Origin of the sequence: Acidovorax sp. sif0632 (assembly GCF_019218805.1) — a bacterium.
Classification (GTDB): domain Bacteria; phylum Pseudomonadota; class Gammaproteobacteria; order Burkholderiales; family Burkholderiaceae_C; genus Acidovorax; species Acidovorax facilis.
Window position 1 is genome coordinate 422,380 of the sequence record NZ_JAHUWW010000003.1, and the last position, 25,378, is coordinate 447,757.

The following is a 25,378-nucleotide window of genomic DNA, read 5'->3' on the forward strand; positions in this document are numbered from 1 at the left end:
TGACCGTGACCCGTCCTGGAATAGGTTGACACCTATGCGGGATTGAATCCCAGCCGCAATTGGCTTGCGAGAGACGCCCGGTGCATCGCATCGGGCGTTTTGTATTCTAGGGACAGGTGGGGCCGCTGCTCGTTGTATAGACGCACTGACTCGCGCACCATGGTCTTGGCCTGCTCAAGGTTTGCCGGGCGGTGCAGCAGGAATTCCATCTTCAGGATGCCGTTAACCCGTTCTGCCAAGGCATTCTGGTAGCAGTCGTAGCCATCGGTCATCGAGCAGGTGATCTCATGGCGGTCATGGATGCGTTGGTACTCCGCCGAACAGTATTGGATGCCCCGATCAGAGTGGTGCACCAGCTTCTGGCTGGTCTGCCTGTTGCGCAGAGCCATTTTCAGCGCCTGGCTGACCCGAGCAGTCTCCAGCCCTTCATGTACATGCCAGCCCACGATCTTGCGGGAATAGGCATCCGTTACCAGGCTCAGGTAAGCCGGTTTTTCTTTGGTGGGCAGGTAGGTAATGTCTGCCACCCACAGCTGTTCGCAGCCGCTAGGTACCACCTTGGCTGCTGTGTCTTTAAGCAGGTTGGGATGGCGCCGGAAGCGATGGTGGCTGTTGGTGGTCTTGTGGTACGCCCGCTTGGGCAAGACCAGCATCCGTTCATGACGCAGGATGTCGAACAAGGCATCGCGGCCGAGCTTGATGCCCGCGTGCTGCAGCGGCTCCTTCAGCATGAAGTGCAGCTTGCGTGTGCCGATGCGCGGCTGGTGTCGCCGCTTCTCATCGACCATAGCCACTACGCTGGCCTGTTGTTCATCGCGCAGCCGTTGGCAGGCCAGGGCCTTGTAGTGCTCCTGCCGACTGATGCCCATGTACTGGCAAGCCCTCACAACGCTCAGCCCTTGGACGAGCTTTTCTTGGAGGACTTGCCAGCAGGCTTTTTTGTGATGGTTACCCCATGTTCGCGCTTGAGCACATGGATCACCGCCTCAAAGAACTGCGCTTTCTCCTGCGCCTGCTTCAGTTGCACCTCCAGCTCCTTGATGCGCTGCTCGGGTGTCAGCGGCTTGGATGGCTCTTGCATGGGTGTGGGTCCTTTGAAGCCCGATGATGCGGCCTGCCAGTCCTGGCGGCCATGCTTGCGCAGCCAGACCAGCACGGTCGAGGCACCATGGATGCCATAGCGCTCCTGGGCTTGCCCGTACGTCAGCTCGCCTCTTTCTACCTGATCCACCACCGCCAGCTTAAAGGCCAGTGTGTAGTCCTTCTGCGTTCTCTTAACCCATTGATCCGCTTGACTTTCCTTCCTGATGAACAGAAAGGTGTCAACCTCATTCAGGACGGGTCACCGACGTAAAAAAAGGGGCGATTCAGCCCCTTTTTGCTATCTGTGCACAGTGATCACAATGCCGGGTCGCGCAGCTCCCAGCGGATGGCGTCGATCTCCTTCAACACCTCTGGCGACAGCGTGGTTCCCCAGGCATTCAGGTCTTCATCCAACTGCGCCACCGACGTCACGCCGATGATGGTGCTGGCCACCTGCCACTTGGAGTAGCAGAATGCCAGCGCCATTTGCGTAGGCGTCATGCCATTGGCACGGGCCAGGGCGTTGTAGCGGCGCGATGCCGTGAGCGCCTCGGGGCGGCCCCAGCGCTGCTTGCGCACGGATTCATACGTGGCAATGCGTGCGCCTTGGGGTGCCGATGGGCCGGTGATGCCGCTCTCGTCGTACTTGCCCGTCAGCAGGCCAAAACCCAGCGGTGAGTAGGCGAGCAGCGACACGTTCAGCCGGTGGCAGGTTTCGTCCAGGCCGTTTTCCCAGGTGCGGTTGATCAGGCAATACGGGTTTTGCACCGTAGCCACGCGCGGCAGGCCGTGCTGCTCGGCCAGGCGCACGAATTCGTGCACACCATAGGGCGTCTCGTTCGACAGGCCGATGTACCGCACCTTGCCCGCCTTCACCAGCCCCGACAAAGCTTCGAGCTGCTCGCGAATGGGGGTGGTGGAGGTTTCCTTGGAAGGGTCGTAGTACAGGTTGCCAAAGGCGGGCACGTGGCGCTCGGGCCAGTGGATCTGGTAGAGGTCGATCACATCGGTCTGCAGGCGGCGCAGGCTGCCCTCGCACGAAGCAACGATATCGGCTGCAGCCATGCCCTTGCCCTCGCGCACCCAGGGCATGCCGCGCGAAGGGCCCGCCACCTTGGTGGCCACCACCAGTTTCTGGCGCGCGCCGGGGTTCTTGGCGAACCAGTTGCCGATGATGGTTTCGGTAGCGCCAAAGGTCTCAGCCTTGGCTGGCACCGAATACATCTCGGCCGTGTCGATGAAGTTCACCCCCCTTGCCAGCGAGCGGCTGAGGATGTCGTGGGAATCAGATTCGTTGACCTGTTCACCAAAGGTCATGGTGCCCAGGCAGATGGGGGTGACGTGCAGGTCGCTCTGACCGAGTTGGATATTGTTCATGCGGACTCCGTTGGCAAGCCGCGCAGTTTACGGGTTGCCAGCAAAGTCTGCAGGCCTGGGCTTGCACACCCGCCTCACAGGGTTTGCTGCACGCGCCATGCGGCAAACCCTGCGGTGTTTTTCTACCGTTCCATCAGCCCGTTCGAAGGCAGCGTTTCATCCAGCAGTTTGCGCGCTGTCTCCACCCCTGCCACGGGCAGGCCGTTGGGATCGAGCAACCCCACCTGCACAAGCACACTGGCCTGGTCCCAGTAGATATGCTCGTGGTAGAGCTTGTCGCCGCGAAACTTGACCACCGCCAGCAGCGGTATTTCTACACGCCGCCCCGTGGGCGCGACGCCGGGCAGCATCCAGGGGATCTCGGTGGTATGGGTGAAGCAAAACAGCATTTCATCCACCACCTGCGTGGCGCCCACCGTGCGCGAGATGGGGGTCAGGCTGGTATCAGGTGGGTTGCTGTTGACAAAGTGACGGGTGTAGAAGTCGTGCAGGTGCCGGTAGCCCACACCGCCCGTCATGGTGGGGATGTGGTTCACATAGGGCTCCGCCACCATGGTGGACATGGTGGCGTCCACATTGCGCGTGGCGAACTCATATTCGCAGTGTTTGTCCCACAGAGCCGAGAGGTCGTAGTGTGGCCCCATTGCGCGTCGCAAGGCAGCCACGCTGCGCTGGTGTGCCATCAGGGCCGACGGCTTGTGGAAGTGGTCGCCACCCACGCGTGCAAACGCATGGTCGGTGCCGGGGTAGATGTACAGCTCCACATTCTCGCGGCCCGAAAGGGTCTGCACGATGGCCTCGCGCGCGGGCGGCGGGCAAAAACCGTCAAGCTCAGCGATGTGCAGCACCAGGCGGCACTGGATATCAGCGGCTTCAGCCAGCGCAGCTTCTATGCCGACGCCGTAGTAGCCCACCGCCACGTCGGCATCGGTACGGCAGGCCGCCAGGTAGGCCAGCTTGCCGCCCAGGCAGAAGCCCAGCACACCCACCTTGCCGCCCTGCGTGCGGACCTCGGGGCGCGCACGCAGCGCCGAGATGGCTGTCTGCAGGTCCTGCACGCCCTTGGCTTCGTCAAAGCCCTGGTAGAGCGCAAATGCGCGCGGCATATCCTTCGCTGCATCGAGTTCCACCGCCGGCTCCTGGCGCCAGAAAAGATCGGGTACCAGCACCACATACCCTTCCTCTGCGTAGTAGTCGGCGACGTCACGCATGGTGCCGTTCACTCCAAAAATTTCCTGTGCAAGCACCAGCCCTGGTCCGCCGCCACTGGCGGGTGTGGCGAGGTAAGCGCGAAAGCTGCCGCTGCCGTCTGCGGCTTCGAGGGTGATCCATTGTCCTGGCATGTTCGGGATCCTTGTCGAGGGTATTAGTGGTTTCAGGAGGGTTCAGGAAGCCGCAGCCCCCGAGGTGGCTTGGGGCGCTGCCACAGCCACGGTGGCATTCGCATGCCGCGCCAGCAGTTGCCGGGTGACCACCGCATAGTCCGACGGATCCACCGGCCCCAGCCACTGCTTGAAGCGGGTGAGCACATCAAGCGGCAGCCCCATGTCCTGCAGCAGTTCGTCAATGTTGTGCACCGAGAACGGGATGATGTTGGTGCCTTTGGAATGCTTGCCGTCGGTGCGCTCCTCCATCCAGGCCAGGCGCCGGTCGATCTGCGCGTTCATCTGGTCCGGCGGCGGCAGCTGCAGCCCACCGCGCAGGTGGTTGGCCAGCCACAACGCACCGATCTCGCAGTTGAGCTGGCTGAAGAACGAGGAGTTGTAGCCGTTGAACGCCAGGCGCGGCATGCCCACAGGCAGGATGGACCGGTACAGCCGGAAGTTGCCGCGTGCATCGGTCACACGCTGCAGCACACTGCTGTCGAAGAACGGCACCTGCTGGTGCCAGCCCGTGCCGCAGACCACGATGTCGGCAGGCACCGTTTCACCGTTGCTCAGCACAGCCTGCCCGGGCTTCAGGGCCTGGATGATCACGCCTTTGCGCACGCCCAATTCGCCAGCGGCCACCTTCTCGTAGAAGCCGTCGGTCACCAGGCTCACGGTGCTGCGGGCGATGGTTTCGAGCGGCGTGCCCGGGTGCAGGCCGATCTCGCGGAGCTTGAGTTGGCGCGTGACCACCGATTCCACGCTGCCCAGCATGGAGTTGCGCACCGGCAGGCCCGGGCCGTGCAGGAATTTCTCGAAACCCTTGGGCTCGATGTACTTGAACAGCGCCTCGCCCATGCGCGTGAGCAGCAGGAACTTGAAGTTCAGCACGTTCATGAACTTCTTCGGAATCTTCCAGATGAGGTGGCGCGCGAGTACCGTGGTGCTGGCACTGTCGGCCGCGATGGCATTGGCCACATCGCACGACGACTTGCCGTAGCCCACCACCAGCACATGCTTGCCGTACGCATCGTTCGCGTTGTTGAACTGGCTGGTATGGCACACACGCCCGCCTGCGGCCACAAAGGCATCCGCCCCCGGGTACTGCGGCACTGCAGGCTCGCTGAAGATGCCGTTGCACACCACCAGGTAATCAAAGCGATACACCTCGGCCGGCAAGGCGCCGCCCTGCCCCGTCGCTGCGCGGCGCGCCTGCACGGTCCACACACCGGCCTCTTCATCGAGCACCGCGCTCTCCACCGTGGTGGACATGCGCAGGAATGGCAACAGTCCGAAGTGCTCGGCATATGACTGCAGGTAGGCCTGCACCTGCTGGCCCGAGGGCCACTCGGGGTAGCTGGCTGGCATCGGAAAGTCCGACAGCGCATAGGTGGTGCGCGGATTCTGCGTGGTCAGGCCCGGGTAGCGGCGCGAGGCGGCCCACACGCCGCCTACGTCAGGCTCCTTCTCGAACACCGTCACCTCAAAGCCAAAGGCGCGCAGCACCTTAGCGGTGGAAAGGCCGGCGAAACCAGCACCGATGATGCCTACAGATCGGATGGTCATAGCTGCTCCTTCACGACATGAGTTTGGGGATGGCCGGCTCGTACGACTCTGGCCCCATGGCCGAGTAGCCGCCGTCGCACGCATAGTCGGCGCCGGTCACGAAGCTGGCCAGGTCCGAGCACAGGAAGAGCACCACGTTGGCCACCTCGGCCGGGTCGCCCACGCGGCGCAGCAGGTGGAAGGGCGCGGCCACGCGGTCGGTCTTGGCGCGGTCGCCCCCGGTGAGCTGGTCCATGATGGCTGACCAGGTCCAGCCGGGTGAGACGCTGTTCACGCGCACACCCTCGCCCGCCAGGTCCATGGCCATGCTGCGCGTGAGCTGCACCATGGCCGCCTTACCCACCGGGTAGAGCCAGCGCCCGGTCTGCGCCACGCCTGAGGAGATGCTGGTGAAGTTGACCACCGCCCCGCCCCCAGCCTGCTGGAAATGCGGGCGCACGGCCTTGAGCACCATCACCGCGCTGACCAGGTTGACGTTGAGAGAGGCCAGCCAGTCCTCGCGCGGCGAGGCGATGCCGTCGTCCAGGTACGAGCAGGCCAGGTTCACCAGGTAGTTCACCCCGCCGTGGCGCTCGGCGGCCAGCGCCACGCAGGCAGCCACCTGGGCGTCGTCGGTGATGTCGGTGCGGCTGAACAGCACCCCATCGCCCAACTCGTCCACCAGGGCCTGTCCGGCCTCGGCATTGATGTCGGCCACCACCACCCGCACCCCAGCCTGGTGCAGTGCACGCACCACCCCGGCACCGATGAGGGTGGCGCCCCCGGTCACGATTGCGCTCTTGCCGCGCATGCCTTCAAATCCCTGGACCATGCTGACTCCTGTGGCTATTGCAATGACTGCTGCGGTGCAGCAGCGGTAACACGCCGTCACATCCGCCCCCATGCACCCGGTGCTAACGCTCTTGCGCAGCACCCGGGGCATGCACAAGAATAGAAAAGCAGCCCGCGCATCCACATCCCGAAAGCGCAGGGCGTATCCCACAAACGCATGTTTTCGCGCCCCTGCCGTGGCGTGTTTCGTGCTTGTCCAAGAACCAACATCCCACCGGCCAAACCGCATGCACACCGCCCAGCAGAACAGCACCGCGCACCCGCTACCGCTGGAGCGCTATCGCCTGTTCGACAGCCACGACCTGGACGAGGCGCGCGAGTTCGTGGGCCGCGTGTTCTGCCCGCATGACCTGGCCACACTGCGCCCGGGCGCGCAGCTTGACGCTTGCCACCACAGCGTGCCCCTGCACCGCGACGCAAGCCTGAACTACGTGCAGTACGGGCCGGCGGTGCGCATTGAGCCTGGCCATTTGGGAGGCTTTTACCTGCTGCAGATTCCGCTGCGCGGTGGCGCCATGGTGCGGTGCGGCAGCCAGGCCGTGGAATCGCATGCGCTCATGGCCTCGCTGCCATCGCCCACTGAAGCGCTGTCGATGCGCTGGCATGACGACAGCCCACAATTCATCGTCAAGATAGACCGAGCGGCTATGCAATCACGCCTGTCTGCCCTGCTGCAGGCGCCCTTGCACCTGCCGCTGGTGTTTGACCTGGGGGTGGACCTGACCAACCCGGCGCTCTTGGGCATGACGAGCTTCATTGCCTACCTGCGCTCTGCGGTAGAAACCAATGCCATCCTGCTGGGACACCCGGTGCTGGCCGAGCAGGCCGAGAACCACCTGCTCACCAGCCTGCTGCTCAGCACGGGACACAACTACTCAGCGGCACTGGCCTCAGGTGCATTCAGTTCTGGCGCAGTGCCCACGGTGCTGCCGCGCGTGGTCAAGCGTGCGCAGGAGTACATGCACAGCCAGTTAGAACAACCCATCACCCTGGCCGATGTGTGCGCGCATGTGGGCGTCAGCGCCCGCTCGCTGCAGCAGACCTTTGCGCAATGCACGGGTAAAAGCCCCATGGCATTCCTTCGGGATTTGCGGCTTGATGCCGCCCGCACGGCACTGCAAAGCAAGTTTGCAGAACGTGCACCGCAGGTGTCGGATATCGCCGCGCGCTATGGCTTCTTCCACCTCGGCCACTTTGCAGAAGGCTACCGCCGGCGCTTCGGCGAGACGCCCTCAGAGACACGCCAGCGCCTGGGCCCACCGCACTGATCCCCGCTCACCCCGGCTGTGCCACGAAGGCATCTGCAAAGAACAGGGTGGACTGCATACCGGCCAGGGCCATAAAGTCGCGCCGCGCGGCATTCACCATGGCGGGCGCACCGCAGGCATACACCTCATGCTGCGACAAATCTGGATGGTCCTGCAACACGGCCTGATGTACCCAGCCCCTACGCCCCGCCCAACCATCGGCTTCGGGGGAATCTGACAACACCGGCACATAGGTCAGGCGTCCCTTCAAGGCCTGTTCCCATTCCTTGCAGAGGTCATGCAGATACAGGTCCTGCCGCACGCGGCCGCCCCAGTACAGGGTGATTCGGCGTCCACTCCCCGCGGCAAGGAGCTGCTCCACCAATGCCTTGATAGGCGCAAAGCCTGTTCCGCTCGCCAGAAGAATGGTCGGGGCATCGGTGGCGGTGTGCATGCCGAAGGTACCAAACGGCCCCTCAATGCGCAGCACATCCCGCACCTTGAGTTTGCCGAACATCTGGTCCGTGAAAAGGCCGCCCGGCAGGTGGCGGATGTGCAGCTCCAGCAGGTCAACGCCCTCACGCGCCGGGGTGGCCAGCGAATAACTGCGACGCCGGTTGCCAGGCAGCAGCACATCCACATACTGGCCCGCCGCGTAGTGCAGGCGCTGGCCTGCGGGCGGTTGCAACTGCACGCGCATCACATCGGGGGCAAGACGCTCCATGGCCGCCACCCGCACCGGTAGCTTGCGCACATCGATACCCGGAATGTGAGGGATCTCGGCACACTCCAGCTGCAGGTCACCCGCTGCGGCCGAGCAGCACAGCAGGCGTCGGCCCTGGGCCAGGTCTTCAGCCGTCAGCGCGGAGGGTAAGGCCCCAGCAATATCCTGGACCGGCCCATGCAGCACCTGCGCCCTGCAGGCGCCGCAGCTGCCTGTTTTGCACTGGTGGGGCAAGCGGATGCCTGCGCGCGCTGCGGCGTCCAGCAGACTCTCGCCAAGCTGCGCCACAAACATCTTGCCGGCCGGCAGCAGCGTGACGCGGTGCTCCTGCGCACGGAGTTCAGCGTATGCCTGCGCAGATGGCGATTTCTGTAGATCCAAGTCCACATCACAGTCCAGCATGGTCGGCCCTTCAACCCTTACACCGTAAGGTAACGCGCCCACAGGCTGCGGTCTGCATTGAGCGCAGCAGAGTCGCCCTGCCACACCACCCGCCCGCGCTCCAGGATCACATGGCGGTCTGCCAGGTCCACCAGGCGGTGCACGTATTTGTCCACCACGAGAATGGTCTGCCCAGCGGCCTTGAGCGTGGCCAGGCAGCGCCAGATCTCCTCGCGGATCACGGGCGCCAGGCCTTCGGTGGCTTCATCCAGGATGAGCAGGCGCGGGTTGGTGGACAGCGCTCGGCCAATGGCCAGCATCTGCTGCTCGCCCCCCGATAGCTGGTTGCCCAGATTGTTCTGCCGCTCCTTCAGGCGCGGAAACACGCCGTAGATGCGCTCCAGGTCCCACGCATCGCGCAGGCCATTGCGGTGGTCGGCAAAGGCCACCAGATGCTCGCGCACGGTGAGGTTGGGAAACACATGGCGCCCCTCGGGCACGATGGCCAGGCCCAGACGGGCGATGGCATCGGTCTTGAGCCTGCTGGTCGCCTCTCCTGCAAAACGGATACCACCGGCTGTAGGACGCAGCGCACCGACCAGGGCCTTGATGGTGGTGCTTTTGCCCATGCCGTTGCGGCCGAGCAGCGAAACCACTTCGCCTGCCGCGATCTGAAGGTCAATACCAAACAACACCTGGCTCACGCCATAGCCGGCCTCCAGGGCCTGGCAACTCAACAGGGGCTCTGGCGCGCTCATGCGATGGTCTCCAGCGTTTCGGTGCCCAGGTACACAGCCTGCACCTCGGGATGGTTGCGGATCTCGTCGGGCGTGCCAGCGGTGAGCACGCGGCCATACACCAGCACCGAGATGCGGTCGGCCAGGCGAAACACGGCCTCCATGTCATGCTCGATGAGCAGCACCGCCATGTCCTTGCGCAGAGCCTCGATGAGCTGCACCATCTGTTGCGACTCATCTGGCCCCATGCCCGCCATGGGCTCATCCAGCAGCAGCAGCTTGGGGCTCGCAGCCAGTGCCAGCGCCACATCCAGCGTGCGCTGTGCGCCATGCGGCAAGGCACCCGCCGTCTCGGCAAGGCTGTGCTGCAGCCCTACGCGCTCCGCCAGTTGGTCTGCCTTGGCGTACAGCTCAGCGGCTTGCGAACGTGGCTGCAGAAAACGAAAACTGGAGCCGCTGTGCGCCTGCACGGCCAGAAGCAGGTTGTCACGCACAGTCTGCGCAGGGAAGATGCGCGTCACCTGAAAGCACCGCGACAGCCCGTGGGCCACACGGCGGTGCATGGGCAGCGGAGTGATGTCCACGCCGTCGAGCAGCACGCGCCCTGCATCGGGCTGCAGCAGGCCCGATATCTGGTTGACCAGCGTGGTCTTGCCAGCGCCGTTGGGGCCAATCAGCGCATGGATCTCTCCCCGCTCCACCGACAGGCTCACATGGTCGGTGGCCAGCAGGCCGCCAAAGCGCTTGACCAGGCCTTCGACTTGAAACAGGCTCATCGGGCACTCCTTGCACGCCGGTCTGCCAGCGCCGCCAGGCCCTGGGGCGCATACAGAGCGGTGACGATCAACAGCGCCCCCAACGGCATGTGCCAGTAGTCGGTATTGAGCTTGAGCACCTCTTCGAGCGTGAGCCACACCGCAGCCCCCACTGGCCCGCCCCAACGTCGGCCCAGGCCACCAATCACCACCATCACAATGAGCGTGGCCGATTGCGTCCAGTGCATCATCGACGGGCTCACGAAGCTGTTGCCAGTGGCCAGCAACGCACCAGCCAGTCCCGCCACCGCCCCCGCCAGCACAAATGCAGTCAGCTGCAGCAGATACACCGGGTAGCCCAACGCCCGCATGCGCGTTTCGTTGTCGCGGATGCCCGTGAGCGCTGCACCAAAACGCGAGGCCGTGGCCCGGTCAAGCCACCACAGCACCAAAGCCACCAGCGCCAGCACCACCCAATACAGCGTGGACTCATCGGCCCCGTTGAGGCCCAGGCCCAGCAGCGGCCGCATGGGCAGCGTGTAGCCGTCGTCGCCGCCATAACTGCGCAGTGACACAAACACGAAATACAGCATCTGCGCAAAAGCCAGCGTGATCATGATGAAGTACACGCCCCTGGTGCGCAGCGATACAGCGCCAATCAGCAACGCCGCCAATGCCGCCAATGCCATGGCTGCAGCCCACACAACCCAGGCCGATGTCACGCCCGCATCCGAGAGCATGACCACCGCATAGGCCCCCACGCCCACGAACCCGGCATGACCCAAGGCCACCATGCCACCAAAGCCCATGATGAAGTTCAGGCTGGCGGCAGCCAGGGCCACCACCAACACGCGGCGCACAAAACCGATGTAGAAATCCAGACCCAGGGCCGATGCCACCAGCGGGAACAGCGCCAGCGCCACCAGCAAGGCCAGCGGCAGCAGTGCGCCACGCCAGCGCGGCACATTCTCCTGCTGCAACGCGGAAGAAGTAAAACTCAGGGAAGAAGGCATATCAGGTTCCGTCGGTTCTATACGCCACCCGCAGCGCATGGAACTGGCGCGGCCAAGGCCAGCGCCCCCGCGCAAGAGCCGCCCCGCCGCAAAGGCGGCGTATCCAGAGCTTGCGCTGGGGGCGTCCCCCTCTCGACTCGCGCAGCGAGTCGAGAGGGGGGTGAAGGCGCGAAGCGACTCAGGGGGTGTTTCATTTCAGCCCTTGGCAGAAAACAGCCCCGCAGGGCGAAAAGACAGCACTGCGGCCATCAGCGCGTACATGGCCACTTCGGCGCACAGCGGCCCCAGGTCGGCAGCCACGGCGGGCGGCAAGGTAGCGCGCAGCAGCAGCGGCAGGAAGGCTCGGCCAATGGTGTCCACCAGGCCCACCAGCAGCGCGGCCACGAAGGCGCCCCGCACCGAGCCAATGCCGCCGATGACAATGACCACCAGCGCAGGAATCAAAATGGACTCACCCATGCCCACCTGCACGGCCATGATGGGTCCCATCAGCGCACCAGCCAGTGCGGCCAGTGCAGCACCCAGCAGAAAGATGCCACTGAACACGCGCTTGACGCGCACGCCCATCAGCTCGGCCATCCACCGGTCGGATGCCCCCGCCCGCACCAGCATGCCCACGCGGCTGTGGTTGACCAGCAGGTACAAAAGCCCTGCCACCAACACCCCTGCGCCCAGCACCACCAGGCGGTACGAGGGGTAAGGCAGCCCGGCAAACAGCTCCACCGGCCCCGCCAGGGCTGCGGGCGTGGGGGCCATGATGGGGGACGGGCCCCACACCATCTTTACGGCATCGTCGGCCACCAAAATCACACCGAACGTGGCCAGCACCTGGGCCAGGTGGTCACGCCCATACAGGCGGCGCATCAGCGTCACCTCCAGCAGCACCGCCACCAGCATCGTGGCCGCTATGGCCACCAGCACGGCGCCTGCCAGCGAGCCGCTTTGCACATGCACGGTGGCCGCCACATAGGCCCCCACCATGAACAGCGAGCCATGCGACAGGTTCATCACGTCCATGATGCCGAAGACCAGCGTGAGGCCCGCAGCGATGAGGAACAGCATGAGCCCATAGCCCGCGCCGTTGAGCAACTGCTCGAAGACAAGTATCGGATTCATGGTGCGCAAGGGCCTGTTCAAGTGGGCTGCCAACGATCACTTCAACGGGCACTGGCTGGCATAGGCATCGCCGTAGTTCTCCAGCACCGTCTTGATGGTCTTGTTGGTCACACGGCCTTCAGCGTTCTTGCCGATGGTGCGCAGGTAGAAGTTCTGCACCGGGAAGTGGTTGTTGGCGTATCGGAACGTGCCACGCACCGAGGGAAACTGCGCCTTGGCAAAGGCCTTGATAAGAGCCTCCTTGTCGCTCACCTTGCCGCCCACGGCCTTCACAGCGGCGTCCATGGCGGCAATCACGTCATAAGCCTGGGCTGCGTAGATGGAGGGATAGCGGCCGCCGTACTCCTTGCGGAAAGCCGACACAAAGGCCTTGTTGGGCGCGTTGTCCATGTCATGCGCCCAGTGTGTGGTGTTGAACAGGCCCAACATCGGTTCGCCCACCGCACCGATGATGTCTTCGTCGGCCGAAAAACCGCTGGTGACCAGCGTGATGTCCTTGGACAGGCCTGCGCCCACAAACTGCTTGATGAAGTTGATGCCCATGGCACCTGGCAAAAAGAAATACACCGCATCAGGCTTGGCCGCGCGCAGCTGGGCAAGCTCGGTGGCGTAGTCGATCTGCCCGACCTTGGTGTAGATCTCGTCGGCCACCTGGCCCTTGTACTTGCGCTTGAAGCCGGTGATGCCGTCCTTGCCCGCCGGGTAGTTGGGCGCCATCACCACCATGCGGCCAAATTTCTGATCGGCAGCAAACTGCCCAGCTGCCTCGTGGAACTGGTCATTCTGGTAGGCCGTGCCGAAGAAATACGCGTTGCACTGGGCGCCTGCGAGCTGGCTGGGACCGGCGTTGTTCGAGAGGTAAGGCACCTTGGCCGCGAACAGCGAAGGCGCCACCGCCAGCGCCACGTTCGACGCGATGGGGCCGGTGAAAAGGTCGATCTTCTCGCGCTGCACAAAGCGGTCCACCAGCTGCTTGGCCTGGTCGGGGCTGCCGGCCATGTCGGTTTGCACAAACTCGACCGGTTGGCCGCCCAGCTTGCCCCCGAGCTGCTTGATCGCCAGGGCAAAGCCGTCACGCGCCTCGGCACCGGGGCCTGCAAATGGGCCCGAGATATCAAGCGCCATGCCGACCTTGATGGGGCCGGACTGCGCAATCGCAGATACGCAGCTGCAGGTCGCCAGGGCCACCAGAGCCGTCAGGCGTGCCACAACGTGCACGCGAGAGGATGAGCGAAATGTGAGAGCCATCTTCAGTCCTTGTCTAACAACGTTCAAAAGAAAATCGGTGTGCACTACACGCCCACCTCGACCCGCCCCGCCACCACGCGCACCGGGAACGTGCGCACCGCTTCGGTGACCGGTGCCTTGCAGGGAGCGCCCGTGCGGATGTCAAAGGTGCCCTGATGCAAGGGGCATTCCACACAGCCGTCTTCCACGTAGCCATCGGACAACTTGGCGGCACCGTGGGTGCACAGGTCGTACAGGGCGTACAAGCCCTCTCCTTCGCGGAACACCGCCACGGGCAGTCCGCCCACCACCACGGGCCAGACGGCGCCGTCCGGGAAGTCATCGGGTTCGCCCACGTCGTGCCAGGCGGCGCAGGTGTGCCCGGTGGTTTCAATGTCTGTGGTTGTTTGCATGGTGGATCTCAGATGGGGGTGGCCAACAAGGTGGGTACGCGCAAGGTGTCGTACACCACCCGCTTGCTGCGGTAGCGCCACTCGCCTTCGTGTTGCACCACCTCGTCGAGGTAGGTGCCCGCCTGGTACACGCTGGAATCCCCGGCCTGACCGGTGATCACCACGATATAGCTCGACTGCGTGCGCACCATGCCGTCCTCCACACTGGTGATGACCAGGCCCGACGTGGCGTGGCGATAGGCATGGTCCTCAAAGATGTTGGCGTGGCGCAGGGAGAGCACACGGTCGCGCAACATGCTGGCGTTGCGGCAGTACACGATGGGTGCAGGAAAGCCCGCATCGAGGTTCTCCTTGGGGATGATTTCGTAGCGGCAGTCCTCCACAAAAAAGCCAGGCCAGTCTTCCAGCCGGTTGGTGTCCAGCGCGCTCACATAGCGGTGCTGCAGCTCCAGCAGCTCGGTCCACAGCTGCAGTCGTTGTAGTTGTGTTGTCATCTCGGTGGTTCCTCAATAGCCCATCAGCTTCTGGTAGCCCACCCAGAAGCGGCGGATCAGGTTTTCGGTGATGACGGTGTCTTGCTGGTCTGGCGCCTCGCGCGCCATGGCGATGTAGGAGTGCTTGTCGCCATCGCGCACCGTGCCCCGCTGCACCAGCTCGGTGGCCTCGGTGTCTTCCATCGAGATATAGCCCGCAGGCCCCACCAGGTTGGCCTGCAGCAGGCGCAGCTCGCGCATCTCGGGCGTGTCGTCCTCGTAGCCAAAAAAGTGAAACACCAGCTCGAAGTTGCTGGGCCCCTTGGGCAGCAACTGGCGCGCCACCAGCGTGTTGTGGATTTGCTGCACCACCAGCTGCGGAAAGATGGGCTGGATGTGGTTGGTGGTCATCTCATCGAACTCCTTGATCTGCCCCAGCAGCGTCGGGTCTTCGAGCGCAAAGCCTTCGTCCATCGAGCGGATGTTCTGCGCGCTGTAGGCCGCAGCGGTATCCGTCTCCACCTCAGGCTTGGTCACGGTGATGATGCTGTGCAGGCCGTGGTTCGCATCGGGGATCGAGCGCGCCTTCATCCCCACGCGGAAGATGTTGAAGGTGGTGTGGAACAGGTGTAGCAGGCTCGCGTGGTAGGGGTCCTTCACGTTCTCGAAGTACAGCTTCCAGTTCGACTTGGAGTACTGCCGCGTGCAGCCCAGGTAGACGATGGGCTTGTGGAAGATTCGGTCGATCCATGGGCGCATCTCGGCGCCCAGGTAGTCAGGCAGTGGTGGGGTTTCGCCGCTGAAGGTGGCAAACAGCAGCCCCTTGTAGCTGTCCACGCGCAGCTTGTGCAGGTTGTGTTCTTCGGGCTTGAAGTCCTTGGGCATGCCCACCATGCCCTTTTGGCCCCGGCGAAACGGCACACCCTGCAGGTCGCCATTGGCCGCAAAGCTCCACTGGTGGTACACGCAGGTGTGGCTGGCGGCATTGCCGCGCTTTTCGCGGCACACCATGGCGCCACGGTGCGCGCAGCGGTTGACCCAGCACGAAAGGCCTTCAGGGGTGCGGGTGACCACCACGGGCGTATCGCCAATGAACGTGGATTTGAAGTCACCCACATTGGGGATCTCGGCCTCCAGGCCCAGAAAGCTCCACACGGGGCCACGGAAGATGCGCTCCTGCTCGCGGTCATAGACCTCTTGCGCGCTGAACACCCGGTACGGCACGTTGGAGCCATCAGGCTGCGGGAAAAACACCTGGCGCTGGGCCTTCAGCGAGGCGGGTGGTGCGACTTCAACAACCGGGATTTCAGACATGGGCAACACCTCTTGGATGGGGATACCTCCATGCTAAAAATCGAAGCACACTCGCGCTATCCAGTATCGGCACAGTGCGCGCAATGCCTGTCCGGTTCTTGCAAATCTGATGCGAGTTGTGCAACGCCGGAGCATGCGGCAGCCCCTGCGCCACGCAGGCGACTGCAGCAGTCGTGGTGGCCAGTGAAACTACGCGCCAGCCGTCTGGCTCGGCAGCTCGCCGAAGCGCTCGCGGTAGTAGCTCGAAAAGCGGCCCAAGTGGCCAAAGCCAAATTCCAGCGCGGTATCTGTCACGCAGTGGCCCGGCTGCTCCAGCAGCCGCGCACGCACGGCGTCCAGTCGGCGGTTGCGCAACAGCACCATGGGGGACTCGCCATGGTGGCGCTGGCACAGCATGTTCAGCCCGCGCACGCTCACGCCAGCGGCACGCGCCAGGTCTTCCAGCGCCACGGGGGCGCTGAGGCGGCTGCGCATGTAGTCATCCAGCCGCTCCAGGCGGCGCGGGTCGCCTGCGGCAGCGGCACTGGAAGGCAGTTCGATCTGTGGCACCGTAGGCTGCATAAGTACCGGCATGCCCTGCGCACACGATGCAAGGAACAGCGCCACATTGCTCTCCATGTGATCCACCCAGCGCACATGGGCGGCGCTCTCCACCGTCTGCTGGCTCACGTGCAGCAGGGACTGCATCAGAAAATGCCACTGCTGCCCCTGCACCGAGGACAGCGCAACGATGGGGTGCACAAAACGGGTGTCGTTCTGCAGAGATTCGGGTGCCCAGGCCCTCAACAACTGGCACGGCACCTTGAGGATGAGCTGGCGCGCGCCCTGCTGCCAGCGCATGTGCAGGTCGCGGCGCGGCGCGATGAGCGCAGCGGCCCCCGCAGGCAGGCGGATCGGTACCCCATCCGACACCATCTCGGCCACGCCCGACAGCGACAGATGCACAAGGACAAAATCATCGAAAGGGCGCGGGCGGATTTCCACCTCTGCACCGTATTGCAGCATGAACATCTGCAACTGGCGGATGCGCACCTTGGACAACGCAGTGTCCACCGCACCACTGCACCATTTCAGGCCGTGGTCCGAAAACTCGCGGGCCACCAGATCATGGGAATCCACCCGCGCGTCCGAGGTGAACACCGGCCGCCGCTGCAGGGCGGACAGGTCCAGAGACAAGGCAGACGGGGACGCCATCGGATAAGACCTCTTCGTGGGAATAGGCGCAGCACATTCGACGATGCGCTGCTTGATATGCGTCAAAACAGCAATTTCCATACCCAAGGGGTCTTATCCGTCCTTTGTCCGTTGCAGGCCCTTTGCCTGGAGGGGCACATCCCATCGCGCTCCCTGGCTTTCGCTGCCTGCGCAGCCCTCACTACCTTGAGCCACCTAGGCGACAGGCCCCGCCCCACGGCTGGCTGGCACCCGACGTAACATTGCCGCCACACCGGATGCGTGCTTTGCAGCCACCTGCGCAGCCCCACCCCACACTGACCGCCCTGCCCCTCTCTCCATGTACCAAGCCCTCAAGCCCTCCCACAGCAGCACGCTGCCATTGCGCCACCTCGATTACCACGTCCGCCACTGGGGCCCTGAGCAGAGCGATCTGCCCACGCTGGTGCTGGTGCACGGCTGGATGGACGTGAGCGCCTCCTACCAGTTCACGGTGGACGCGCTGCAGCAAGAGCGGCGCATCATCGCGCCCGACTGGCGCGGCTTCGGGCTCACGTCCAGCGCGCAGGCCGACCATTACTTTTTTGCCGACTACCTGGCCGACCTGGACCTGCTGCTGGACCACTACGCACCCGGCGAGGCCATCGACCTCGTTGGCCACAGCATGGGCGGCAACGTGGCCATGATGTACGCCGGTGTGCGGCCCGAACGCGTGCGCAAGCTGGTCAACCTCGAAGGCTTCGGCTTGCCCGCCACGCGGCCCGCGCAGGCGCCCACGCGCTATGCGCAATGGATCGACGAAATCAAGCAGCTGCACCAGGGCAACAAGGACCTCAAGACCTACGACAGCGCCGATGGCGTGGCGCGCCGCCTCATGAAGACCAACCCGCGACTGTCGGAAGACAAGGCGCAATGGCTGGCCCAGCACTGGGCGCGACCCAACGCGCAGGGCCTGTGGGAGATCCTGGGCGACCCTGCGCACAAGATCACCAGCGCCCAGCTGTATCGCGTGGACGAAGCCCTGGCCATCTACGAGCGCATTACCGCCCCCGTGCTAGCCATAGAGGCCAGCGGCGACAGCCTGGGCCAGTGGTGGAACGGCCGGTACACGCTGGACGAATACCACCAGCGCCTGACCCATGTGCGCAACTGCCGCACCGCTGTCGTCGCAGACGCGGGCCACATGCTGCACCACGACCAGCCCGAGCACGTGGCGCAGCTCATGGAGCAGTTCCTGAACGATGCGTAGCCAGAATTTGAGCCCAATTGGCCGCTAGCGCTTATCCAACAAGCGATAGCAGCTATCATTTTTGAAATTTTGTCCCCACAGATTCTCCGTTTGGCAAGCCCCCTGTCAGTCCAGTTGCCCAGCCAGGGGGCATTGAGGGGGCCGTGGCCCATCCCATGAGAAAATCGCGGGTTATTCCACCGAACACTCAGGACAAGAATCATGGACGCAGAACGTATCAACCTCATCGGCACCACCCTCAGCGACCTGGCTCTGCGCACGCAAGAGTTACGGAGGTATCTTTGACTTCGATGCCAAATTTGAACGCCTGCGCACGGTAAACGCATCGCTGGAAGACCCTGCGGTCTGGAACGACCCCAAGAAGGCCCAGGAGCTGGGCAAGGAACAAAAGTCTCTCTCCAGTGTGGTCGTCACGCTCGACAAGCTCACGCGCGAGCTGGCCGACAACGCCGAGTTGTATGAGATGAGCAAGGAGGAAGGCGACGAGCCGGGCCTCATGACTATCGAGGCCGAAACCGCCAAGCTGCGCCCGCTGATCGAAGAGCTAGAGTTCCGCCGCATGTTCAGCAACGAGGCCGACCCGCTCAACTGCTTTGTGGACATCCAGGCCGGCGCCGGCGGCACCGAGGCCTGCGACTGGGCGAGCATGCTGCTGCGCCAGTACCTCAAGTACGCCGAACGCAAGGGCTTCAAGACCACGGTCGAGGAAGAAACCCCGGGCGACGTGGCCGGCATCAAGAGCGCCACGATCAAAGTGGAGGGCGAATACGCCTATGGCCTGCTGCGCACCGAAACCGGCGTGCACCGCCTGGTGCGCAAGAGCCCCTTCGACTCGTCGGGCGGCCGCCACACCAGCTTTGCCAGTTTGTTCGTCTACCCCGAGATTGATGACTCGATCCAGATCGACATCAACCCGGCCGATGTGCGCACCGACACCTACCGCGCATCGGGCGCGGGCGGCCAGCACATCAACAAGACCGACTCGGCCGTGCGCCTGACGCACATCCCCACGGGCATCGTGGTGCAGTGCCAGGACGGCCGCAGCCAGCACGGCAACCGCGACATCGCCTGGCAACGCCTGCGTTCGCGCCTGTACGACCACGAGATGCGCAAGCGCCAGGAAGAGCAGCAAAAGCTGGAAGACACCAAGACCGATGTGGGCTGGGGCCACCAGATCCGCTCGTACGTGCTGGACAACAGCCGCATCAAGGACCTGCGCACCAACGTCGAAATCTCGGCCACGCAGAAGGTGCTCGACGGCGACCTGGACGCCTTCATCGAAGCTTCGTTGAAGCAAGGCGTCTAAGCGATGCGGATGCGCACCGACGCCATCATCTTCGACATGGACGGCACCATGATCGACTCCATGCCCTGGCACGCCCAGGCGTGGGTCGAGTTTGCACGCCGCCGTGGCATGGACATTGACGTGCCCGACCTCATGGCACGCACCACGGGCCGCAACGGCACCGAGTGCATCGTGGAGCTGCTGGGGCGCCCCGTGTCGCAAGACGAGGCCGACGCGCTCACGCACGAAAAGGAAACCATCTACCGCGAACTGTTCGCCCCCCGGTTTTCCGAAGTGGCGGGTTTTCGCCAGTTCGCAACCCAGGTGCGCGCGCGCGGGCTCAAGGTGGCAGTGGGTACTGCGGGCGACATCGGCAATGTGGAATTCGCCCTGGGCCACCTGGGCCTGGAACCGGCCCCACAGGCCATCGTGCGCGGCGACGAGGGCCTGCCTGGCAAGCCCCAGCCCGCCATCTTTCTGGAGGCGGCACGCCGCATTGCGGCAGCCCCCGAGCACTGCATCGTTTTTGAAGACGCGCCTTTTGGCATTGAGGCCGCACGCCGCGCCGGCATGCGCGCCGTGGCCATCTGCAGCACCCACACGCCCGAACAACTGGCCGGGCCCCATGTGCTGGCTGCCGTGCGCGACTACACCGAACTCATGAACACCGACTTTCTGGAGAGCATCCATGTTGCAACTGCATAGCGCAGACGGAAGCGGAGACGGCGCAGGTCCGGCCGCCGCCATCCGCCGCGAGGACTACACGGCCCCCGCCTACTGGATCGACAGCGTCGAGCTGACCTTCGACCTGGACCCCAACAAGACCCGCGTGCTCAACCGCATGACGCTGCGCCGCAACCCCGATGTGGCTGCGCAGCCGCTCAAGCTCGATGGCGATGACCTGAACCTGGCGCGCGTGCTGGTCAACGGCCAGGGCACCTCGTTCAAGATGGAAGGCGCGCGCCTGGTGCTGGAGAATTTGCCTGAGGACAGCGAGCCTTTTGCGCTGGAGATCTTCACTACCTGCTGCCCCGCCAAGAACACGCAGCTCATGGGCCTGTACGTGAGCCAGGGCACCTTCTTCACGCAGTGCGAGGCCGAGGGCTTTCGCCGCATCACCTACTTCCTGGACCGCCCGGACGTGATGGCCAGCTACACCGTCACGCTGCGCGCCGACAAGGCCCAGTACCCGGTGCTGCTGAGTAACGGCAATCTGGTGGACAGCGGCGAGCTGGAAGACGGCCGCCACTTTGCCAAGTGGGTGGACCCGCACAAGAAGCCCTGCTACCTGTTCGCCCTGGTGGCGGGCAAGCTGGTGGCGCGCGAGCAGAAGATCAAGAGCCGCTCGGGCGCCGACCACCTGCTGCAGGTCTACGTGCGCCCCGGCGATCTGGGCAAGACCGAACACGCCATGAACTCGCTGATGTACAGCGTGGCCTGGGATGAAGCCCGCTTCGGCCTGCCGCTGGACCTGGAACGCTTCATGATCGTTGCCACCAGCGACTTCAACATGGGCGCGATGGAGAACAAGGGCCTGAACATCTTCAACACGAAGTACGTTCTGGCCAGCGAATCCACGGCCACCGACACCGACTTCGCCAACATCGAAAGCGTGGTGGGCCACGAGTACTTCCACAACTGGACGGGCAACCGCGTGACCTGCCGCGACTGGTTCCAGCTGAGCCTGAAGGAAGGCCTCACGGTCTTCCGCGACCAGGAATTCAGCATGGACCTCGCGGGCAGCCCCTCTGCCCGTGCCGTCAAGCGCATCGAAGATGTGCGTGTGCTGCGCACGGCACAGTTCCCCGAAGACGCAGGCCCCATGGCCCACCCGGTGCGTCCCGACAGCTACGTCGAGATCAACAACTTCTACACCGTCACCATCTACGAAAAGGGCGCCGAGGTGGTGCGCATGCAGCACAACCTGGTGGGCCGAGAAGGTTTTGCCAAGGGCATGAAGCTGTACTTTGAACGGCACGACGGCCAGGCCGTGACCTGCGACGATTTTGTGCAGGCCATCGCCGATGCCAACCCCGGCAGCCCGCTCACGCAGCATCTGGCCCAATTCAAGCGCTGGTACAGCCAGGCCGGCACGCCCCGCGTGCGCGCCACGGGCCGCTACGACGCGGCCACGCGCTGCTATGCGCTCACCCTGTCGCAAAGCTGTGCCCCTACGCCCGGCCAAAGCGAGAAACAGCCTTTCGTCATCCCGGTCGAGCTGGGCCTGATCGATGCCACCACCGGTGCCGCCCTGCCCTTGCACCTCGCGGGTGACGGCGCCGCAGAAGGCGCAGTCCCCACCACCTCGCGCGTGGTGGTGCTCACCGAGGCATCGCAGACCCTGACCTTCACCAACCTGGACGCCGAGCCGGTGCCGTCGCTGCTGCGCGGTTTCAGCGCCCCGGTGGTGCTGGACATCGACTACACCGATGCGCAGTTGCTCACTCTGCTGGCGCACGACGCCGATGCCTTCAACCGCTGGGAAGCAGGGCAACGCCTTGCGCTTCGCACCGCTATCAATGCAATAGCTGATAGCGCAATGGGGACAAGCGCTAGCGGCCAATTTGACTATCAAATTCTTGCTGCGGAATTTGTGGATGCCATGCGTAGCGTGCTGCGCAACCCAGCGCTCGACGCGGCCTTCAAGGAGCTGGTGCTCACGCTGCCGTCCGAAACCTACATTGCAGAGCAGCTTGCGGTGGTGGACCCACAGCGCATCCATGCCGTGCGCGAAGCCATGCGCGAGCAGTTGGCCCTGTCGCTGCAGGCCGACTGGGAAGCGGCCTGGGAGCAGAACCAGGACACCGGTGGCTACAGCCCCGATCCTGTGTCCTCGGGCCGCCGCGCACTCAGCGGGCTGGCGCTGCATATGCTGTGCATCGCCGCGCAGAAGACGGGCGACGTGGTCTGGCCCGGCAAGGCGTACCAACGCTTCAAGGTGGCCACCAACATGACGGACCGCTTCAACGCCCTGACTGCCCTGGTGGTCAGCGGCAGCGAACTGGCCACACCCGCCCTCGCCCGCTTCCATACGCTGTTCAAGGACGAGCCCCTGGTCATCGACAAGTGGTTTGCGCTGCAGGCCGGTGCGCCCGACCGTGGCGGCAACGTGCTGCCCGCAGTGCGCCAGCTCATGGCGCATCCAGACTTCAGCCTGAAGAACCCCAACCGCGCACGCAGCGTGATCTTCAGCTACTGCAGTGCAAACCCCGGCGCCTTCCACCGGTCGGATGCCGCAGGCTACGTGTTCTGGAGCGACCGTGTGATCGAGCTGGACGCCATCAACCCGCAGGTCGCTGCCCGCCTCGCGCGCGCGCTCGACCGCTGGAAGAAGCTGGCCGACCCGTGGCGCAGCGCCGCGCGCGAAGCCATTGCCCGCGTAGCCGCCAAGCCGGATCTGTCCAACGACGTGCGCGAGGTGGTGACCCGCGCACTCGCCGAATAAACCACGACCGAGAAGAGACCGACATGGCAAAAAGCATCAGCCTGACCCGCTACCTTGTTGAACAGCAACGGGTGGACGGACTCATCCCCTCGCAACTGCGCCTGCTCCTGGAAGTGGTGGCACGCGCCTGTAAGAGCATCAGCCACGCCGTGAACAAAGGCGCGCTGGGCGGCGTGCTGGGCACGGCCAGCAGCGAAAACGTGCAGGGCGAGATCCAGAAAAAGCTCGACATCATCGCCAACGAGGTGCTGATCGAAGCCAACGAATGGGGCGGCCACCTGGCGGCCATGGCGTCCGAGGAAATGGACGGCATCTACCTGGTGCCCAACCGCTACCCGCAAGGCGAATACCTGTTGCTGTTCGATCCCCTGGACGGCTCCAGCAACATCGACGTGAACGTGAGCATCGGCACCATCTTCAGCGTACTGAAAAAGCCCGATGGTGACCGCGGCGTGGAGGAAGGCGACTTCCTGCAGCCCGGCACCCAGCAAGTGGCCGCGGGCTACTGCATCTACGGCCCGCAGACCACCCTGGTGCTCACCGTAGGCGACGGCGTGGCCATGTTTACGCTCGACCGCGAACAGGGCTCCTTCGTGCTGACCGAAGAAAACGTGCGCATTCCCGAGGACACCAAGGAATTCGCCATCAACATGAGCAACATGCGCCACTGGGACGAGCCCGTGAAGCGCTACATCGACGAATGCCTGCAGGGCAAGGACGGCCCGCGCGGCAAGGACTTCAACATGCGCTGGATCGCCAGCATGGTGGCCGATGTGCACCGCATCCTGACCCGTGGCGGCGTCTTCATGTATCCCTGGGACAAGCGCGAGCCCAATAAGCCCGGTAAGCTGCGCCTGATGTATGAAGCCAACCCCATGGGCTGGCTCGTCGAGCAAGCTGGCGGCGCCGCCACCAATGGCAAGCAACGCATCCTCGACATCCAGCCCACCCAGCTCCATGAGCGCGTCAGCGTGATCCTCGGCTCAAAAAATGAGGTCGAGCGCGTGACCAGCTACCATTCCACGCTATAATTCAAGGCTAAGCCGGTGTAGCTCAGTCGGTAGAGCAGCTCATTCGTAATGAGAAGGTCGGGTGTTCGATTCATCTCTCCGGCACCAAATGAAAGCCCCTGATTCGCAAGCGTCAGGGGCTTTTTGCATGCGATTGCTGTGCAAATCCTTGTTGCACTACATCGTGGCGTAAACGTTGTGACACCGCTCAGCAACGCCACCGACAAGACCAGGCAGGGCTCGCAACCATCCTGCGCCCAGCCAAGGTCAAGGCCTGAGATCCCTCTGCCCCTGTTGCGCGAATGCGAAGTCCGGCAGCGACAACGTGGCCTCGGCTACCTCCAGCAGGCGGCGGTTCTGGTCCATCGAGGTTTTTTGCAACACTCTGAAGGCGACCTCCTCGTTCATGCCAAGTCGGGCCATCAACACTCCTTTGGCGCGCTCTATGACCTTGCGCTCGTTGAGCGTGCGGCGCGCAGCATCCAGCTCCGCTTCCATGCTGGCCATGCGGGCCGTCTGGGTCTGCAGCAGCTCCATGAGAGATGCGGGTTCCCCCGCTTGGGCGCCACCCGGAGGTGCTGGCACCACAGTGGGCGCCAGTGCCATGTCAAAAAACCGATCCACGGCATGCGTACGCTGCGGCGGGTTGTCGCGCAGTCCGCGCAGCAGGCCTTTGGAGTCCTGAAGGTCTTGCTGAGCTTCGAGGATGCGCGCCTCGCAGTCCGCCCGCAAGCGTTTGACGAGATCGACCTGGAGGTGCCACAGCGCATTGATGCGCTCGGAACAAACATCGAACCAGATGTCACTGAGATCGCCGTCCAGCGCAGCGTCTGGCCGGGCCACACACAGCGTTCGGCGCAAGCGCTCCAACTTGGCCACACCGGGAGATAGCTGTTGTTGCTCCCATCGCACGCGCAGTTCTGGCTCGGCGAACTCGGCGAAGACACGCAGGCTACGCTCCTGCGCATCGATGAGGTGAATCACACGCTGCTGGTGCGCCTCGTTGCTGCGGCCGGAGGCATACAGCAAGGCGCCCAAAGCCCGCTCCTGGCCCGCCTCTTCCTCAGCTTGCACGAGGTGCAGCAACGCCACCAGCAGGCGAGACACGCTGGGCAAACCCGCCGCATCGGCTACATGGAAGACCAACTCGATCAGCCCTGCAATGAGGTGGCTGTATGCGGCGACAGAATCGTTGGCACTCATTGCCTGGCGCTCGATCTGGGTGCGCAGCGCTGGCAACGACTCCATCCCGAGCAGCGCCCATGCCATCAGCGACAGCGCCTTGGCAGTGGCGCCCTGTGCAGGCTCGATGTGCTGAGCAAACACTTCACGCAGCCGGGCCTCCAAGGGGCCCACCTCTTCGACCACCCGCAGGCGCATGTCGGCAAAACGCTGTGCCTTGGAGGCCAGGAAGGCCCCTGAAGCGCCCCGCTCGCGCTGCAGGCCCTGGATCAGTTGCCCGATCACATCCACCAGTTCAGCCCGACTGGCCAGATGGCGCACAGCATCAATCTCCAGTTGCTTGGAACGCAGGACAAGGTTCGATACGGACAAGGGCGCCGCGAGGTCGGGCATGCAGGTTTCCTGGGTTG

General features: G+C 64.0%; 22 protein-coding genes and 1 tRNA gene. 7 read left to right on the plus strand and 16 right to left on the minus strand.

Annotated features, from left to right (window positions below; all coding sequences use genetic code 11):
• Window positions 1-32: 32 nt before the first annotated feature.
• The 5 genes from KW832_RS11875 to KW832_RS11895 form a co-directional block, all read right to left on the minus strand.
• Window positions 33-1,309 (minus strand): IS3 family transposase gene (locus KW832_RS11875; protein ID WP_370628704.1). Its coding sequence is split into 2 segments (ribosomal slippage): window positions 33-943 and window positions 943-1,309, totalling 1,278 coding nucleotides; the frame shifts between segments, so codons are not numbered across the junction.
• Between the two features lie 89 nt (window positions 1,310-1,398).
• Window positions 1,399-2,460 carry an aldo/keto reductase gene (locus KW832_RS11880; RefSeq protein WP_218300030.1) on the minus strand — a complete coding sequence of 354 codons (1,062 nt, stop codon included), beginning with the start codon at window positions 2,458-2,460 and terminating at the stop codon, window positions 1,399-1,401.
• A gap of 122 nt (window positions 2,461-2,582) precedes the next feature.
• Complete coding sequence (locus KW832_RS11885; protein WP_218300031.1) at window positions 2,583-3,803, minus strand: dienelactone hydrolase family protein; 1,221 nt, start codon at window positions 3,801-3,803, stop codon at window positions 2,583-2,585.
• A 42-nt stretch (window positions 3,804-3,845) separates the two neighbouring features.
• Window positions 3,846-5,393: an NAD(P)/FAD-dependent oxidoreductase gene (locus KW832_RS11890; protein WP_218300032.1), complete on the minus strand. Its 1,548-nt coding sequence runs from the start codon at window positions 5,391-5,393 to the stop codon at window positions 3,846-3,848.
• 10 nt (window positions 5,394-5,403) lie between these two features.
• Entirely contained in the window at window positions 5,404-6,204 is an 801-nt protein-coding gene (locus KW832_RS11895; RefSeq protein ID WP_218300033.1) for an SDR family oxidoreductase, read from the minus strand.
• A 247-nt stretch (window positions 6,205-6,451) separates the two neighbouring features.
• Between KW832_RS11895 and KW832_RS11900 the strand changes: the two genes are divergently transcribed.
• Window positions 6,452-7,492, plus strand: a complete 1,041-nt coding sequence (locus tag KW832_RS11900) for an AraC family transcriptional regulator (protein WP_218300034.1) — start codon at window positions 6,452-6,454, stop codon at window positions 7,490-7,492.
• Between the two features lie 7 nt (window positions 7,493-7,499).
• Here KW832_RS11900 and KW832_RS11905 read toward each other — a convergent pair whose 3' ends face one another.
• The 10 genes from KW832_RS11905 to KW832_RS11950 form a co-directional block, all read right to left on the minus strand.
• A complete protein-coding gene (locus KW832_RS11905; RefSeq protein WP_218300035.1) occupies window positions 7,500-8,597 on the minus strand; it encodes a CDP-6-deoxy-delta-3,4-glucoseen reductase in 1,098 nt (365 codons plus the stop codon).
• A 17-nt stretch (window positions 8,598-8,614) separates the two neighbouring features.
• Window positions 8,615-9,334, minus strand: coding sequence for an ABC transporter ATP-binding protein (locus KW832_RS11910; RefSeq protein ID WP_218300036.1), 720 nt, complete (start codon window positions 9,332-9,334; stop codon window positions 8,615-8,617).
• Entirely contained in the window at window positions 9,331-10,089 is a 759-nt protein-coding gene (locus tag KW832_RS11915) for an ABC transporter ATP-binding protein (RefSeq protein ID WP_218300037.1), read from the minus strand. The genes KW832_RS11910 and KW832_RS11915 overlap by 4 nt, the downstream gene beginning before the upstream one ends.
• The gene (locus tag KW832_RS11920) at window positions 10,086-11,081 is read right to left on the minus strand and encodes a branched-chain amino acid ABC transporter permease (protein ID WP_218300038.1); all 996 of its coding nucleotides are present in this window, start codon (window positions 11,079-11,081) and stop codon (window positions 10,086-10,088) included. Before KW832_RS11920 ends, KW832_RS11915 begins: the two co-directional genes overlap by 4 nt.
• Window positions 11,082-11,276: 195 nt before the next feature.
• Window positions 11,277-12,197 (minus strand): branched-chain amino acid ABC transporter permease, encoded by a 921-nt coding sequence (locus tag KW832_RS11925; protein ID WP_121420450.1) that lies wholly within the window; start codon window positions 12,195-12,197, stop codon window positions 11,277-11,279.
• A 36-nt stretch (window positions 12,198-12,233) separates the two neighbouring features.
• The gene (locus KW832_RS11930; protein ID WP_218300039.1) at window positions 12,234-13,445 is read right to left on the minus strand and encodes an ABC transporter substrate-binding protein; all 1,212 of its coding nucleotides are present in this window, start codon (window positions 13,443-13,445) and stop codon (window positions 12,234-12,236) included.
• A 44-nt stretch (window positions 13,446-13,489) separates the two neighbouring features.
• Window positions 13,490-13,837, minus strand: a complete 348-nt coding sequence (andAb, locus tag KW832_RS11935; RefSeq protein WP_055402625.1) for an anthranilate 1,2-dioxygenase ferredoxin subunit AndAb — start codon at window positions 13,835-13,837, stop codon at window positions 13,490-13,492.
• An 8-nt stretch (window positions 13,838-13,845) separates the two neighbouring features.
• Complete coding sequence (andAd, locus tag KW832_RS11940) at window positions 13,846-14,331, minus strand: anthranilate 1,2-dioxygenase small subunit AndAd (protein WP_218300040.1); 486 nt, start codon at window positions 14,329-14,331, stop codon at window positions 13,846-13,848.
• Between the two features lie 12 nt (window positions 14,332-14,343).
• Complete coding sequence (gene andAc, locus KW832_RS11945; RefSeq protein ID WP_055402630.1) at window positions 14,344-15,624, minus strand: anthranilate 1,2-dioxygenase large subunit AndAc; 1,281 nt, start codon at window positions 15,622-15,624, stop codon at window positions 14,344-14,346.
• Window positions 15,625-15,813: 189 nt separating this feature from the next.
• The gene (locus tag KW832_RS11950) at window positions 15,814-16,818 is read right to left on the minus strand and encodes an AraC family transcriptional regulator (RefSeq protein ID WP_218300041.1); all 1,005 of its coding nucleotides are present in this window, start codon (window positions 16,816-16,818) and stop codon (window positions 15,814-15,816) included.
• Window positions 16,819-17,137: 319 nt separating this feature from the next.
• Between KW832_RS11950 and KW832_RS11955 the strand changes: the two genes are divergently transcribed.
• From KW832_RS11955 to KW832_RS11980, 6 genes are all read left to right on the plus strand, one after another.
• Window positions 17,138-18,046, plus strand: a complete 909-nt coding sequence (locus KW832_RS11955; RefSeq protein ID WP_218300042.1) for an alpha/beta fold hydrolase — start codon at window positions 17,138-17,140, stop codon at window positions 18,044-18,046.
• Between the two features lie 201 nt (window positions 18,047-18,247).
• Window positions 18,248-19,352, plus strand: a protein-coding gene (prfB, locus tag KW832_RS11960; protein WP_121420455.1) for a peptide chain release factor 2 whose coding sequence is annotated in 2 segments (ribosomal slippage) — window positions 18,248-18,328 and window positions 18,330-19,352 — 1,104 coding nt in all. Because the reading frame shifts where the segments join, the coding sequence is not laid out codon by codon here.
• A gap of 9 nt (window positions 19,353-19,361) precedes the next feature.
• Entirely contained in the window at window positions 19,362-20,036 is a 675-nt protein-coding gene (locus tag KW832_RS11965; protein WP_055402639.1) for an HAD family phosphatase, read from the plus strand.
• Window positions 20,020-22,776, plus strand: coding sequence for an aminopeptidase N (gene pepN / locus KW832_RS11970; protein WP_218300043.1), 2,757 nt, complete (start codon window positions 20,020-20,022; stop codon window positions 22,774-22,776). Before KW832_RS11965 ends, pepN begins: the two co-directional genes overlap by 17 nt.
• Window positions 22,777-22,799: 23 nt before the next feature.
• Window positions 22,800-23,807, plus strand: coding sequence for a class 1 fructose-bisphosphatase (locus KW832_RS11975; RefSeq protein WP_055402642.1), 1,008 nt, complete (start codon window positions 22,800-22,802; stop codon window positions 23,805-23,807).
• Window positions 23,808-23,818: 11 nt separating this feature from the next.
• Window positions 23,819-23,894, plus strand: a tRNA-Thr gene (locus KW832_RS11980).
• 159 nt (window positions 23,895-24,053) lie between these two features.
• Here KW832_RS11980 and KW832_RS11985 read toward each other — a convergent pair.
• The gene (locus KW832_RS11985; protein ID WP_218300044.1) at window positions 24,054-25,361 is read right to left on the minus strand and encodes a nitrate- and nitrite sensing domain-containing protein; all 1,308 of its coding nucleotides are present in this window, start codon (window positions 25,359-25,361) and stop codon (window positions 24,054-24,056) included.
• Window positions 25,362-25,378: the final 17 nt, after the last annotated feature.